This window comes from Sinorhizobium fredii USDA 257 (genome assembly GCF_000265205.3).
GTDB classification, from domain to species: domain Bacteria; phylum Pseudomonadota; class Alphaproteobacteria; order Rhizobiales; family Rhizobiaceae; genus Sinorhizobium; species Sinorhizobium fredii_B.
In genome coordinates this window covers 4031486-4044581 of sequence record NC_018000.1, presented here as the reverse complement: position 1 = coordinate 4044581, position 13096 = coordinate 4031486, and the positions used below count along the sequence as shown (strand labels likewise).

Here is a 13096-nt window from a genome sequence, read left to right as displayed (position 1 = left end):
AACGAAGACCTGTTTACGGCCCCTTACGTCAAGCAGCCTTGATGCAAGTCAATCTCGCCCTTGACACATCAACAGCGACCCACAAGGCAAACGCCGTACGTCCCGTAACCTCCGGCCGAAACGGCGGCACCAGCAATGAACGACAACAGTGCTCCGAGACCGACTGTAACCAGCTCGATATCACCGAGCACGATATTGTCGGCGATTGCCGAGACGATGCCCGGCATGTGCGAAGTATATGATGGACGGCTATGAAACCGCCGGCATTTAGCTGCGCTGCAACGAAAGGCAAAATGCAACAAGGTGGCCGACGTCAACCTTATCGCCGACTGTTCCTGACGCAGATCCTTGCGGCCTTGGAGCCAAGCTGTGCGTAAAAGCTCACGTTTGAGCTCAAACATTCAAACCATCACAGTTCACTCCGCCGCCTCTGCGCGGGCAGCCTTCGCCGCGTCGATCCAACCCCCACATCAGAATCGTTCGAGCGCGTGCCGGTCGTGAATCTCGATCATCCGGCCTTTTACCCTGACACCTGATTGGCGCAGGGCCGAAAACGCGCGCGAAAGGGCTTCCGGGGCGAGTCCAAGCTTGCCCGCGAGCACGCTCTTCTGGAATGGCAGGCGGAACGAGAAGCTGGTCGAGCCGTTTGGACAATGACTGAGGATATAGCTTGCAACTCGCTGAGGCGCAGTCAGCAGACGATCTTGAGCGAGTAGGTCTTCCGTCATCTTGCCACGATGGCAGAGATGCTCGATGAATGCCTGCGCCACATCCGGGTCTTGAGCGGCCAGGTGGCGCAGCTTGGCGCTTTGCAGACGCGCAATGATCGAGGCTTCGGCAGCCTCCGCACTAGCGGTGGCACGACCCAAGAACATTGCGTTTTCGGCGAACATTTCGCCTTTGGGGAACACCGCGACATCGGCTTCGCGCCCGTCCTTGCCAATGCGATAGAGTCGGACCAGGCCAGAGAGCACAAAGAAAACATCTTCGATGCTGTCACCCTGATGGAACAGGACATCGTGCTCTTCGTAGGTGGAGAGCCTGGCGCCCTCGAGAATAGCCTCGACGGTGGAGCGCGGCAGCCGCGCGAAGAAGCGGGAACCCAAGAAGGTCATCCTATCGCTTGCAGTCAATTGCAGGGTCTTCATTGCGCATGTCCCAATAAACATCGCACCAGTCTAGCGCTATGTCGGTTTCGGTAAGTTGATCTTGGTCAAACAGTTAGAAAGCCGGGCTTGACTCACCGCTTGCCATCGCCGTCGTCGAGGACCCGCCAGGACGCCCCGTCGAGGTCCTCGTACTGCCCGCTCTTGAGCGCCCACAGAAATGCGACGAGCCCCAGACCGCCTAGAATGAGTGCGATAGGAATGAGATAGATGAGGGTGTTCATGAGGTCACCCTGCTTGAATGCATCGATGTGGTTGGGGTTGCGGCCTTACCGCCGACAAGAGTGCGCTTCAGTCTCAGAGCATTGACCACGACCACGAGCGACGAGGTGGACATAGCGACAGCGGCAACCAGCGGGGTCGCGTAGCCGAGGATGGCGAGCGGCACGGCGATGATGTTGTAGCCGATCGCCAGCGCGAAGTTCTGCCGGACAAGGCGGCCGGCATGCCGCGAAGTCTCGATAGCGAAGGGGACTGCCGATAGGGCCTGATGCATGAAGACGAAGTCGGCAGCCTGACGTGCGACATCGGCGGCAGTCGCGGGCGCCATCGAAACGTGCGCCGCACGCAGAACGGGCGCGTCGTTTATGCCGTCCCCCACCACCAGGGCCTTGTGACCTGCCTCGGCGGCAGTGGCGCATTCCTCGACCTTTTCGCGTGGCGAGAGTTCGGCACGCCAGTTCGAGATCCCCAAATTGCTGGCGAGGGCCGCTACCACAGGCTCCCGGTCGCCGGAGAGGATTCCGGTCGCAATATCCAGCCGGCCGAGGGCTTCGATCGATTCGCGGGTTGCCGGCCGCAGCCGGTCCTCGAAGCGGAAGCAGGCAAGCTCACGAAAATCCAACGACAGGATTGCCTCCGATTGCCCATCGTCAGACCCCGGCTCGCCGACCGCAAAATCGCGGCTCCCGAGCCGGTAGAGGCCGTTCTTGGTCTTCACTTCGATGCCTGCGCCGGGAATTTCCCGGATATCGCCGGCAAGCGGCGAGACTGCCCCTACCGCGTTCTGGATCGCCATTGCGATCGGATGGCGCGAATGCACCGCAATAGCCGCTGCCATCGCGAGCCGACCCGGTGCGAATTCGTGCGCGTTCACAAGCCGTGGTCTGCCGATGGTCAGCGTGCCGGTCTTATCCAGGAGCACTGTGTCGATCTCAGCGAGACGCTCCATCGCCGAGCCATCCTTGACCATGACGCCGCCTTGGAAAAGCCGCCCGGCTGCAACGACCTGGACGACCGGAACGGCAAGACCGAGTGCGCAGGGACACGTGATGATGAGCACCGCCACCGCGATCAGCATGGCATGGCGGACATCGCCCTCCACCAGCATCCAGCCGATGAAGGTCACGAGCGCCAGCAGATGGACGGCCGGCGAGTAGTAACGAGCGGCGCGGTCGGCAATGCGTCGGTAGCGCGCCCTCCCCCCTTCGGCAGCCTCCATCAATCCGATAATTTCGGCGATGAACGAGTCGCGCGCCGCGGCCGTCGCCTCAAGCGTGAGCGGTCCCGTGAGGTTGAGCGTGCCGGCCTGAACCGTGTCGCCTGTGGCGACTACCGTCGGCGAGCTCTCGCCGTTGACGACGGAGCGATCGAGATCGCTCGTCCCGGACAGCACGCGTCCATCAACCGGGATACGCTCGCCAGCAGCTACGATCAGGCGTTCGCCTGGCCTGATCTCATCGACAGCGCGGTACTCGCGCGAGCCATCCGGATGGACAACCGTGGCGCCGCGCGGCGACAGACGTGCGAGACCGCTGATTGCCGTTCTTGCACGGCCCCGCATCATGTGATCGAGCGTACGGCCGATCAACAGGAAGAACAGCAAGGTCACGGATGCATCGAACCAGGCATGTTCGCCATGGCCGATCGTCTCGTAGAGCGACATGCCATAGGAAAGAGTGACGGCGAGTGCGATCGGTACATCCATGTTTGTTCGCCCATGGCGGAGGGCATTCCATGCCGACTGGTAGAAGAAGCGACCTGTATAGATCAGTGCTGGTCCGGCGATCAGCGCCGAGATCCAGTGGAAGAGATCGCGGGTGGCCGCATCCGCCCCTGACCAGACGGAAACGGAAAGCAGCATGATATTGGTTGCGGCGAAGCCGGAAACGGCAACCGCGAGGATCAACTGCTTCAGCAGGCCATCGTCTTCGTCCCCGCCGGGCGAAAAAAGGTGCGCCTGATAGCCACGCTCAGCGATGGCATGCAAAAAATCACAGGGATCGGTGCGGCGAGCGTCAACTTCCTCCTTCCAGACGATTGAAACGCGACGGGAGGAGAGATTGACGCGGGCGCGTTCGACTTCGGGCTTGGCACGCAGCGCTCCTTCGATCATGGCGATGCAGGCGCCGCAATAGGCGTCGGGGACGCTTAGCTCCGTCTGGCGCAACCCGCCTCCGAGGTCCCGGCTCGCAAGCCAAAGCTCTTCGGAGGCGGGCAGCGCCTGCCCTCCTTCGGAAACCATCATGGTTGCGGCACCGACGGCGCAGCAGCTCATTTGTCTCCTCCCTCTGCAATGAAGCGGATAGTCTGGCGGTGGACCACAGCATCCCCCGCCATGGCCGTCATGGCGGCGATCCATTGACCGGGCTTCAGCTCTTCAGCCAAAACAAAAGCGCCCTCGCCCCGAGGATGGAGCTGTACGCGAAGGTCCTCATGCTCCTCAACCGGCCGCTTGAGAACGGCGACGACCTTGTCGATTATTCGCTCCGGTTCGCCGTTGCGAGTAAGGACGTAGCGGATTGCGCCGGGTTCGGCCGTCAGCCGACCCTTGATGCCGCTTGCCTGAAAAGCGCGGCCCTCCGCTACCTTGCCGTTGAACTGCTGGCTGGCGATATAGGTGTTCTCTACGACGAGGCCGCTCCAGCTTCGGCTGGCGTTCCAGGCCATGATGAAGTTGACGGAAATGATGGTGCCGAAGAAGAGGCCCATGACTGCCACCATATGCCAACCGGTGAATCCGCGGGCTGGGGTGCGCTGTTTCGTTACCATGCTCATCATCTTGCTGCTCCCGGCAGATTGAAATTGGCCTGATACACATCGCGTTCGTCGCTGGACGGATCCTCCGCGATGATAGAGAAGCCCTCTTCCGCCTCGGCAAACGAAGCCTTAGGCAAGGTGACGAAGACCTTGAGCGGCGTGACCTTGTCCGGCTCGACGCCAATGGCGAAGCTGCGTCCGTCGCCCGTCGCCTGTCCTGCCACGCGCATGGTGGCGGCCGGCATCCCCTCGATCGTCAGGCTGATGGTGCGCTGTTCGGGGATCATATTGAGCAGCTTGACCATGTAGCCGTTGCGCACCGAGCCGTCGGATTCCACGACGAACTGGGGGTTGCGGTCGTGAAGGACATTCAGCTCCAGCCGGTCGCGCGCCAGCAAGCCGATGAGAAGACCGAGTCCGACGAGCGCCCAGACGCCGAAATAGATGAGAACGCGAGGGCGGAAGATGATGCGCCAGTTGAGATGCCGCACCTTGTCGCTGAAGGCTCCGTCGGCATCACGCACGCGTGTGGGATTGATCGGCGCGGTCCCGCCGCTAGTTGCGAGGGACGTATTGGCGGCATAGTCGCTGAGCGTTGCATAGGAGATCAGCCCTCTCTCGCGACCGAGCTTGTCCATCACGCCGTCACAGGCATCGATACACAGGGCGCAGGTAATGCATTCGAGCTGCTGGCCGTCGCGGATGTCGATGCCCATGGGACAGACAGCGACGCAGGCGTTGCAATCGACGCAATCACCAACCACCTCGGCCGCCGCGGCCGCCTTCTTCGCATGCCGCGAGCGCGGCTCCCCCCGCCACTCATTGTAGGTGACGACGAGCGAATTCTCGTCCAGCATGGCCGCCTGAATGCGCGGCCAGGGACACATATAGGTGCAGACCTGCTCGCGCATCAGTCCGCCGAAGACGTAGGTCGTCGCGGTCAAAATGCCGATCGTGCTATAGGCGACGGGCGGCGCATCAAGCGTGACTAAGCTCGCCAGAAGCGACGGCGCATCGGCGAAATAGAAAACCCAGGCGCCGCCCGTCGCAGCGCCGATCGCCAACCAGATCGCATGCTTGGTCACGCGCTTGCGGATTTTGTCGAGGCCCCAGGGTCCGGCGTCGAGGCGCATTCGCGCATTGCGGTCGCCTTCAATGAAGCGTTCGACCACGAGGAAGAGATCGACCCACACGGTCTGCGGGCAGGCATAGCCGCACCAGGCCCGCCCGACCGCCGAAGTCACGAGGAACAGGCCGAAGCCCGCCATCACCAGGAGCCCGGCGACGAAGAAGAACTCCTGCGGCCAGATCTCGATGAAGAAGAAATAGAAGCGACGAGAAGCGAGATCGACGAGTACAGCCTGGTCGGGCGCATGCGCCCCGCGGTCCCATCGGATCCACGGCGTCAGATAGTAGATGCCGAGCGTCACCAGCATCACCAGCCACTTGAACCGGCGGAAGCGGCCTTCCGCCCGTTTCGGGAAGATCTTCCGGCGCTTTTCATAGAGCGGCCCTCGCACGCGCGCGGCATTGACCGGTCCGGTATCGAGCCGTTCGACTGAAGCTTTGGTCACGGGCTGGTGGAGCATATCAGGCAGGTCCGGGCGATAGTTTCGCTTGTGAGGCGACATTTGCCCCATTCGCACGCCGCTCGCCTTGATCTGCGTCAAGTCTGCGCCCAGTTGCCGCAGGGTGCGGCGAAACCCCAAGAGGGCTTTGAACAGCAAGCCGCCGTCTCTCCGGCTCCGTGCCGGGGAAACGGCGCAGCTCATCCTGCCCGTGCCCAGATGATGGCCTGCGTGCGGCGCGACCGATTGATCTTCGGCCCTTACTCGCCGCCGCCAAGCGAGTGTACGAACACCGCGAGCTGCTTGACGGCTTCGTCGCCGAGGCGCGGCAGCCACGCGGGCATCACGCCGTGCTTCGGCGTCTTCATTTGAGCGATCACTGCCTGCTCGCCCTCGCCCTTCAGCCAGATCGCATCGGCGAGGTTGGGTGCTCCCATCTCACGGTTGCCTTTCGCGTCTGTGCCATGGCAGGAAGCGCAATTATCGGCGAAGACCTGCTTGCCCTGCTCGACTAGGTGCGGTTGCGAGGGTGCCTGGGTGAGGCTCACGACATAGGCGGCCGTCTGCTGCATCTGCTCGGGCGTCAGCATGTCGCTGAAGGGCGGCATCTCCGAAACGCGCGTCTCCCCATCGCCGGCGTGTCGAACCCCATGAGCAATAGTTTGATAGATCTCTTCCGGCTTACCCCCCCAGAGCCACTCGTCGTCGTTAAGATTCGGGAAGCCCTGCCCGCCCGCAGCACCCGAGCCGTGGCACTGGGCGCAGTTCACCTTGAAGATGGAAGCCCCAGCTGAAACGGCAAATTGCTGCAGTTGCCGATCCGCGATGATCTCTTCGACCGAACTCGATGCGATCTGGTCCAGATTGCCTGCCTGTGCAGCCTTGGCAGCGGCCAGTTCGACGCTGACCTCGGCGCGGCTGGAATAGCCGAGCACTCCCTTGGTCGCTTCCGTCAGCATAGGCCATGAGGGATAGGCGATCGCATAGCCAACTGCCCAGATGACCGTGGCATAGAAACTGTAGACCCACCAGCGCGGCATCGGATTGTTGAGTTCGCGGATGCCGTCCCACTCGTGTCCGGTGGTTTCGACTCCGCTGATCTCGTCGATATGTTTGTCCGCCATGGATCAGTCCTCCTTCAGCGGGATAGAGGCGGCCCTTTGAGCGGCCTTCTTGCCGCCCGGCCGGAAGGTGAAGGTGACAACGCCGAGGAAGAAGAGCAGCATAGCGAGCAGCCCCCAGCTATCGGCGAAATGGCGCATGGCCGTGTAGGTTTCCATGTGGCCTCCTTCTCAGCGATAGCCGGTCGTGTCGTCGTAGGTGGAAAAGTCGACGAGCGTGCCGAGCATCTGCAGATAGGCGACAAGCGCATCCATCTCCGTCAGCTCTTGCGGATCGCCATCGAAATCGCCGAGCTTGGCCTTGGGGTAGCGCGCCTCGAGGCCGGACGTGTCGGCATTCGGATCGGCCTGCGCCTTGGCGTCCGCCAGCGCGCTGTCGATCATCTCGTCCGTATAGGGCACGCCAACCGCTCGGTTGGCCTTGAGGCTCATGGCCACGTTCTTCACCTCGAGCGGCGTCTCCTTGAGGAAGGCGTAGCTGGGCATGACCGATTCCGGGACGACCGAACGTGGCTCGATCATGTGCTGGACGTGCCATTCGTTGGAATAGCGCTCGCCGACGCGGGCGAGATCCGGACCGGTTCGCTTAGAACCCCATTGGAAGGGATGGTCGTACATCGACTCCGCAGCGAGCGAGTAATGGCCGTAGCGCTCCACCTCGTCACGGAAAGGACGGATCATCTGGCTGTGACAGACATAGCAGCCCTCGCGGATGTAGATGTCGCGCCCTGCAAGCTCCAGCGGAGAATATGGCCGCATGCCTTCCGCCTTCTCGATCGTGTTCTCGAGATAGAAGAGGGGCGCGATTTCCACGATGCCGCCGATGGAAACGACCAGGAGCGAGCCTATTAGCAGCAGCGTGGCATTGCGCTCGAGTATCGTGTGTTTGTCGAGAATGGACATGGTCATGCCCTCCTATTCTGCAGGTGCCGGCAGCGGCGCAGCACCGAAGATCGGCTCCTCGTCGCGGACGCGACCGAGGATCGTCATTGTTACGTTGAAGGCCATGAGGAGCGCGCCGACGAGGAACAGGGCGCCGCCGATGGCACGCATGACATAGTAGGGGAACATGGCCGCGACCGTTTCCGCGAAGGAATAGACGAGGAAGCCCTGATCGTCGTATTCGCGCCACATCAGGCCCTGCTGGATGCCGGCAACCCACATAACAGCGGCGTAGACGACGATGCCGAGGGTAGCCAGCCAGAAGTGCCAGTTGACCATGCGCAGGCTGTAAAGCCGCTCGCGGTTCCACAGCTTAGGCACTAGGTAATAGATAGCACCGAAAGTGATCAGGCCGTTCCAGCCGAGCGCGCCGGAATGCACGTGACCAATGGTCCAGTCGGTATAGTGGCTGAGCGAATTGACGGCCTTGATCGACATCATCGGCCCTTCGAAGGTCGCCATTCCATAAAAGGCGACAGCCATGACCATCATGCGCACCACGGGGTCGGTGCGGATCTTGTCCCAGGCTCCCGACAGCGTCATCAGACCGTTGATCATGCCGCCCCAGGAGGGCATCCAGAGCATCACGGAAAAGACCATGCCGAGCGTCTGCGCCCAGTCCGGCAGCGCCGTGTAATGGAGGTGGTGGGGACCCGCCCAGATGTACATGAAGATGATCGCCCAGAAGTGGATGATCGACAGCCGGTAGGAATAGACGGGGCGGTTCACCTGCTTGGGAATGAAGTAGTACATCATCGCCAGGAAGCCGGCGGTCAGGAAGAAGCCGACGGCGTTGTGGCCGTACCACCACTGCGTCAGCGCGTCCTGCACGCCGGAAAATGCCGAATAGCTCTTGGATCCGAGAAACGAGACCGGGACCGCCAGATTGTTGACGATATGCAGCATGGCGATGGTGACAATGAAGGCGAGATAGAACCAGTTCGCCACGTAGATGTGCGGTTCCTTGCGCTTCAGGATCGTGCCGAGGAAGGCGACGAGATAGGCTACCCAGACGATCGTCAGCCAGAGGTCGACATACCATTCCGGTTCCGCATATTCGCGGCTCTGTGTAATTCCGAGCAGATAGCCCGTGGCGGCGAGCACGATGAAGAGCTGGTAGCCCCAGAACACGAACCAGCCGAGATTGCCGCCAAAGAGCCGGGCGCGGCTGGTGCGCTGCACGACGTAGAAGGAGGTCGCGATCAGGGCGTTGCCGCCGAACGCGAAGATGACCGCTGAGGTGTGCAGAGGCCGAACGCGCCCGAAATTGAACCACGGCTCGACGTTGAGGTCGGGAAAGGCGAGCTGCATCGCCACGATCACCCCGACGAGGAACCCGACCACGCCCCAGAAGACCGTGGCAACCACGCCGTACTTCACGACGTCGTCGAAGTATTCGCTATGGCGGACATCGCGGCCGGCGAGCGCAGGACGAAAATCGACCCGCCGCATGAGCACGATCGTGCCGCCGAACAGCACGAAGAACAGCACCCACATATGCGCCGCGAACAAGCGATCCTCGGCGAAACCGGCCCCCACCAGCGCCAGAAAGGCGCCTACTCCGAGCAGAATCGTCTCGACTGTATATTTCATTGTTGGGCCCCCAACTTTTCTACCTGCGTGGCGCGCGTCGTGACGCGTCGGCCATCGCGGCTGCAGAATTGCCGGAATCATCCGTCGTCTGCCTTGATTCAGATCAAGGTTCGGCACTGCGCACTACCGCATCCTCCCGTTATGGAGGGCCGCGACGTGAAGAGATGCTGGACAGGACCCGAGCGCATTATGGCGAATATCAGGGGACTCGCGCCTTCTCACGGCGCGCAGTCCGAACGGTCGGCAGAGACTACCGCTGAGCCGCTCGCTTGGCTTGCGGAGGCTCACAGGGACCAGTTGGCGCTCTGCGGCAGCCTGGAGGCTATCGCCGACAGTCTTCCGAAAATCGATCGGGAGATCTGCAGCTACGCCGCAAGAATGCTCGGCCCCCTGCTCCGAGAACTGCATGCCGGTGAGGAAGGGCTGGTGTTTGCCTGGCTGGAATCACGGCACGGCGACGATCCCTCCCTGGCGGCCATGCTCGAAGAGCTGAAATACGAGCATTGCGAGGACGAATGCTACGCCGAGGAAGTTACCGAGATGCTGGCTCGGCTCGGCGCCGCTGACGCAAGCGCCAATGCCGAAACCGCCGGCTACATGCTGCGCGGCTTCTTCACAAGCGTGCGCAGGCACATCACCTTCGAACAGGAATGCCTGCGCGGCATCCTCGCCCGGCGGAGAGACGAGCGGCCCGGAAAACAGCCGGCCTGAGACGGGGGCCGCCTGCAAGCGGCCACTGCGCTCCGTCTGTCGGCATTACGGCGTGACGGCCGATCAGTATCAGCTAGACCCGGCCTCAACCTCTGAGGTCTGGCGACCGGACATCTCGTCGATGTCGACACTGAAATAGATGTGGGCGGACGCGCCCGAAATCTGCTGTGGCACGGGCTTTAGACCGCCGGGCTCCCACCAGTTGACCCTCTTCTCGAGAAGGGACCACGCATCAAGGCGTTCGCTGTAGCGTCCGCCCGCGGGAGGAAGCTCACGGAATTGCCCTGTGAGAACTACGCTCCTCCACTTGCACTTGCCAGAGAACTCGTCGATCTGGAGACATACCTTGGGATTGGCACGCATCCAATCAATTTTCTGGCCCGGCATCGAAAAGCAATAGAGGTGGGTGCCTGCAAGCGCATAGGTGATTGGCACGATGTAAGGCTGGTCATTCTTACAGCAGGCCAGTCTGGCCAAATCGCCGGAAGCGACAACCTCATAACATTCCTGCCGAGACATTTCCTTGACGAACATGGCTCTTCCTTCGTCAGGCTTAAAGCCGCCTCTCAGGTAAGCGGCCGACGCTGAGAACGCGGCAGTATGGAGGCAGAAACGAGCGCGTCAAACGGGTGAGACGCGCCGGCTGGATGATCGGCGCCCCTCAGTGGCAAAGCGAGCGGAGAGCGTCGAGCCTCATGATGTTTACCGTCCTTGCGTCTCGCAGAGCGATGACACTGCGCTCCTTCAGCTTCGTCATGACACGCGAAACCGTCTCGATCGTCAGGCCGAGATAGTCCGCAATGTCTTGCCGCGACATCGGCAGCCGCAACTGCCGCACGCCTCCCTGGCGGTCAGACAGGTCCGCCAAGAATGCGGCGATGCGTTCCACGGCACACTGCCGTCCCAGAACCAGAAGATGCTCCTGCGCCCGCGCCATACCAGCCAGTGCAATATCGAGAAGTTCCTGCGAACGCTCATGCATCGAGCGCCGCCCAAAGACGGCCAGTCTAGTCTCGGTAATGGCCTCTGCAAAAAAGCGGTGATTGGAGCCCGCCTCGAAACCGAACATTTCCCCCGGCAGATGAAAGGATACGACCTGTCGCCGCCCGTCGGAGAGCAGCCGGTAAACACGCACGGCTCCAGTGGCAACCTGGTAGCACTTGTCTATGGCGTCACCTTCTGCATACACGGCTCGACCAGCCTTGTAGCTTGAAACAAGATGTGGGCCAGGAAGCTGGGCTCCTGAGAGGCCGTGGGACTGTGCGAAGCGTTGCTCTGTAAGGTTGGAAGCGGCGTACATCTCTTGTCCCCTGATCGTTGCGGGGGAAGATTGCCAATTCATGCCACGGCGATAAATTCGGTTACATCACTAAGGGAAACTACTTAGCCAGTTCGGCTAGGCCGTCGACCGCGCCGAGCAGGTCGGAACCGCTGAACGGCTTCGTCAAGACTATCGTGTCCGCATGCGCTCTAACTGCCGAGAGCCCATCCACGAGAAGGATGACATGCGATCCCAGATTCCGCAGCGATTGCGCGGCCTGCGCGTCTGCCTTCAGTATCTCGTCGTCGACGATCGCGCAAAATGACTCCCTCGAGGAGCTTTCGGCCTTCCAAAGTGCATCGTAGCACTCCGTCGAATATCCTTCGACCTCAAGGGCGAACGCCACGGATCGACGGAGGCCCTGGTCCGGTGCAACGACGACAATGCTTCTGGCAGCCAACAATTTCAGTCCCGCGCAATCTGGCGTGCACCTGCCCGCCGTGAGCCGCCATTAACGCTTGCGGCAACGCGCCGCATTGCGCGAGATCAACTCCGCAAGAATCAGGACGGACCAAAAGCGACAGTCCGGCCGCAAAGAGGATCGGATTCCGGCCGCCGACCAGCGCCACGACGAGGATGGAAGGGATGAACGAGAAGAGAAGGCCATCGCCGATGAGTTCGGCCAGTGCCAATCTCAACGCAAAACGCTCGACATTGCCGTCGCGGCGAGAAAATAGGCCGCCTCAACAGCCCTTTCTGAATTCATCTCGTTATCCACCGAAGGATGACCTCCCAAGCTGGCAGCCCGTCGCGACGTTCTTGACCGTGATCAATGTAGCCACCAATACCCGGAGTAGGATCGCTCCTGAATTTTCAAGCCGGTTTTCGGGAGACCAGGGCAATGACGTACAAGACGATCCTCCTCGTGGTTGGTGTCAGCCAATTCGACGACGACCTGAGGGCAGCGGCAGATCTTTGTGCAATGGAGGGTGCGCACCTCTCGGTTCTCGCCAGCAAGATAGCCACTCTCCCTCCGATGGGAGACCTCGCAGCCATCTCCGCCGCCTGGATTGACAGCCGCGACAGTGACATGGAGCAACTGCGTCAAGCGGTCAGAGAAGCCAGGGAGATCCTTGGACGTGCCGGGATTTCATTCGATCTGGTTGGGCGATACTCAGAGACGACGCGGCTTGGGCAAGACGTCGGAGAGCGTGCCCGGTATGCTGATGTCAGCTTGATCGGCACAAGTCTAGGGGTAGATGAGCTCCTCCGGCGGGGAGTTATAGAAGGTGCTCTCTTCTATTCGGCACGGCCGGTCCTGCTCGCTTCGGATCTTGGGTCAGCCACCTTGCAGCCGAAGAACATCCTCCTGGCGTGGAACTCGACCATCGAGTCCGCAAGGGCCGCCCGCGAGGCGCTGGACATGATGAGAAACGCCGAGGGCGTGAACCTGGTGCTCGTCGATCCAAGGACCAAGAACGGCGAAGAACCGGGCGCCGATGTCGCCGCGTATCTTGCACGCCACGGCGTCAAAGTGACAGTCGACCGGCTTCCGAGTGCCGGCCGCGCAGTCGAAGAGGTACTCGCCAAGCACGCACGCGACACTTCGGCCGACCTGATCGTGATCGGCGCCTATGGGCACTCGCGCATCCGCGAGAGGGTATTCGGCGGAGTAACCAAGGCGATGATCGACGCACCAGCCATGCCGGTCTTGATGGTCCGATAACCGTCTGTTCCGGTTACCGGGAGGCTTCA

Annotated in this window: 15 protein-coding genes and 1 pseudogene; 2 read left to right on the top strand and 14 right to left on the bottom strand. The window is 61.5% G+C overall.

Annotation, left to right across the window (positions count from 1 at the left end; genetic code table 11):
- Window positions 1–68 precede the first annotated feature (68 nt).
- The 10 genes from USDA257_RS38845 to ccoN all read right to left on the bottom strand — a co-directional run bounded on the left by USDA257_RS38845 (window position 69) and on the right by ccoN (window position 9369).
- Window positions 69–401, bottom strand: coding sequence for a DUF1275 domain-containing protein (locus USDA257_RS38845; RefSeq protein ID WP_144051944.1), 333 nt, complete (start codon window positions 399–401; stop codon window positions 69–71).
- Between the two features lie 69 nt (window positions 402–470).
- Window positions 471–1148, bottom strand: coding sequence for a Crp/Fnr family transcriptional regulator (locus USDA257_RS18950; RefSeq protein ID WP_014764564.1), 678 nt, complete (start codon window positions 1146–1148; stop codon window positions 471–473).
- A 92-nt stretch (window positions 1149–1240) separates the two neighbouring features.
- Complete coding sequence (ccoS, locus tag USDA257_RS18945) at window positions 1241–1390, bottom strand: cbb3-type cytochrome oxidase assembly protein CcoS (RefSeq protein ID WP_014764563.1); 150 nt, start codon at window positions 1388–1390, stop codon at window positions 1241–1243.
- Window positions 1387–3663, bottom strand: coding sequence for a cation-translocating P-type ATPase (locus USDA257_RS18940; protein WP_014764562.1), 2277 nt, complete (start codon window positions 3661–3663; stop codon window positions 1387–1389). Before USDA257_RS18940 ends, ccoS begins: the two co-directional genes overlap by 4 nt.
- Window positions 3660–4163: a FixH family protein gene (locus USDA257_RS18935; protein ID WP_041415411.1), complete on the bottom strand. Its 504-nt coding sequence runs from the start codon at window positions 4161–4163 to the stop codon at window positions 3660–3662. The genes USDA257_RS18940 and USDA257_RS18935 overlap by 4 nt, the downstream gene beginning before the upstream one ends.
- Window positions 4163–5734, bottom strand: coding sequence for a cytochrome c oxidase accessory protein CcoG (gene ccoG, locus USDA257_RS18930; RefSeq protein ID WP_041415409.1), 1572 nt, complete (start codon window positions 5732–5734; stop codon window positions 4163–4165). The genes USDA257_RS18935 and ccoG overlap by 1 nt, the downstream gene beginning before the upstream one ends.
- 239 nt (window positions 5735–5973) lie before the next feature.
- Window positions 5974–6837 carry a cytochrome-c oxidase, cbb3-type subunit III gene (gene ccoP, locus USDA257_RS18925; RefSeq protein ID WP_014764559.1) on the bottom strand — a complete coding sequence of 288 codons (864 nt, stop codon included), beginning with the start codon at window positions 6835–6837 and terminating at the stop codon, window positions 5974–5976.
- Between the two features lie 3 nt (window positions 6838–6840).
- A complete protein-coding gene (locus USDA257_RS18920) occupies window positions 6841–6993 on the bottom strand; it encodes a CcoQ/FixQ family Cbb3-type cytochrome c oxidase assembly chaperone (RefSeq protein ID WP_014764558.1) in 153 nt (50 codons plus the stop codon).
- Window positions 6994–7005: 12 nt separating this feature from the next.
- A complete protein-coding gene (gene ccoO / locus USDA257_RS18915) occupies window positions 7006–7737 on the bottom strand; it encodes a cytochrome-c oxidase, cbb3-type subunit II (RefSeq protein ID WP_014764557.1) in 732 nt (243 codons plus the stop codon).
- A 12-nt stretch (window positions 7738–7749) separates the two neighbouring features.
- The gene (ccoN, locus tag USDA257_RS18910) at window positions 7750–9369 is read right to left on the bottom strand and encodes a cytochrome-c oxidase, cbb3-type subunit I (RefSeq protein ID WP_014764556.1); all 1620 of its coding nucleotides are present in this window, start codon (window positions 9367–9369) and stop codon (window positions 7750–7752) included.
- 189 nt (window positions 9370–9558) lie between these two features.
- Here ccoN and USDA257_RS18905 point away from each other — a divergent pair, with 189 nt between their 5' ends.
- Window positions 9559–10080 (top strand): hemerythrin domain-containing protein, encoded by a 522-nt coding sequence (locus USDA257_RS18905; RefSeq protein ID WP_014764555.1) that lies wholly within the window; start codon window positions 9559–9561, stop codon window positions 10078–10080.
- 69 nt (window positions 10081–10149) lie between these two features.
- Here the strand turns inward: USDA257_RS18905 and USDA257_RS18900 are convergent, their stop codons facing one another.
- The 4 genes and pseudogenes from USDA257_RS18900 to USDA257_RS38840 all read right to left on the bottom strand — a co-directional run.
- Entirely contained in the window at window positions 10150–10614 is a 465-nt protein-coding gene (locus USDA257_RS18900; protein ID WP_014764554.1) for a pyridoxamine 5'-phosphate oxidase family protein, read from the bottom strand.
- A 127-nt stretch (window positions 10615–10741) separates the two neighbouring features.
- Complete coding sequence (locus USDA257_RS18895; RefSeq protein WP_014764553.1) at window positions 10742–11380, bottom strand: helix-turn-helix domain-containing protein; 639 nt, start codon at window positions 11378–11380, stop codon at window positions 10742–10744.
- A 79-nt stretch (window positions 11381–11459) separates the two neighbouring features.
- The gene (locus tag USDA257_RS18890; protein WP_370055278.1) at window positions 11460–11801 is read right to left on the bottom strand and encodes a transcriptional regulator; all 342 of its coding nucleotides are present in this window, start codon (window positions 11799–11801) and stop codon (window positions 11460–11462) included.
- 112 nt (window positions 11802–11913) lie between these two features.
- Window positions 11914–12107: pseudogene (locus USDA257_RS38840) on the bottom strand (hypothetical protein); the annotation flags it as partial.
- A 135-nt stretch (window positions 12108–12242) separates the two neighbouring features.
- Between USDA257_RS38840 and USDA257_RS18880 the strand changes: the two are divergent.
- Complete coding sequence (locus USDA257_RS18880) at window positions 12243–13067, top strand: universal stress protein (RefSeq protein ID WP_014764551.1); 825 nt, start codon at window positions 12243–12245, stop codon at window positions 13065–13067.
- Window positions 13068–13096 lie beyond the last annotated feature (29 nt).

Bases quoted from the DNA above. Each gene is read 5' to 3' on its own strand.
- USDA257_RS38845 (WP_144051944.1), bottom strand. From the start codon at position 401: ATGTTTGAGCTCAAACGTGAGCTTTTACGCACAGCTTGGCTCCAAGGC.
- USDA257_RS18950 (WP_014764564.1), bottom strand. From the start codon at position 1,148: ATGAAGACCCTGCAATTGACTGCAAGCGATAGGATGACCTTCTTGGGT.
- ccoS (WP_014764563.1), bottom strand. From the start codon at position 1,390: ATGAACACCCTCATCTATCTCATTCCTATCGCACTCATTCTAGGCGGT.
- USDA257_RS18940 (WP_014764562.1), bottom strand. From the start codon at position 3,663: ATGAGCTGCTGCGCCGTCGGTGCCGCAACCATGATGGTTTCCGAAGGA.
- USDA257_RS18935 (WP_041415411.1), bottom strand. From the start codon at position 4,163: ATGAGCATGGTAACGAAACAGCGCACCCCAGCCCGCGGATTCACCGGT.
- ccoG (WP_041415409.1), bottom strand. From the start codon at position 5,734: ATGCTCCACCAGCCCGTGACCAAAGCTTCAGTCGAACGGCTCGATACC.
- ccoP (WP_014764559.1), bottom strand. From the start codon at position 6,837: ATGGCGGACAAACATATCGACGAGATCAGCGGAGTCGAAACCACCGGA.
- USDA257_RS18920 (WP_014764558.1), bottom strand. From the start codon at position 6,993: ATGGAAACCTACACGGCCATGCGCCATTTCGCCGATAGCTGGGGGCTG.
- ccoO (WP_014764557.1), bottom strand. From the start codon at position 7,737: ATGTCCATTCTCGACAAACACACGATACTCGAGCGCAATGCCACGCTG.
- ccoN (WP_014764556.1), bottom strand. From the start codon at position 9,369: ATGAAATATACAGTCGAGACGATTCTGCTCGGAGTAGGCGCCTTTCTG.
- USDA257_RS18905 (WP_014764555.1), top strand. From the start codon at position 9,559: ATGGCGAATATCAGGGGACTCGCGCCTTCTCACGGCGCGCAGTCCGAA.
- USDA257_RS18900 (WP_014764554.1), bottom strand. From the start codon at position 10,614: ATGTTCGTCAAGGAAATGTCTCGGCAGGAATGTTATGAGGTTGTCGCT.
- USDA257_RS18895 (WP_014764553.1), bottom strand. From the start codon at position 11,380: ATGTACGCCGCTTCCAACCTTACAGAGCAACGCTTCGCACAGTCCCAC.
- USDA257_RS18880 (WP_014764551.1), top strand. From the start codon at position 12,243: ATGACGTACAAGACGATCCTCCTCGTGGTTGGTGTCAGCCAATTCGAC.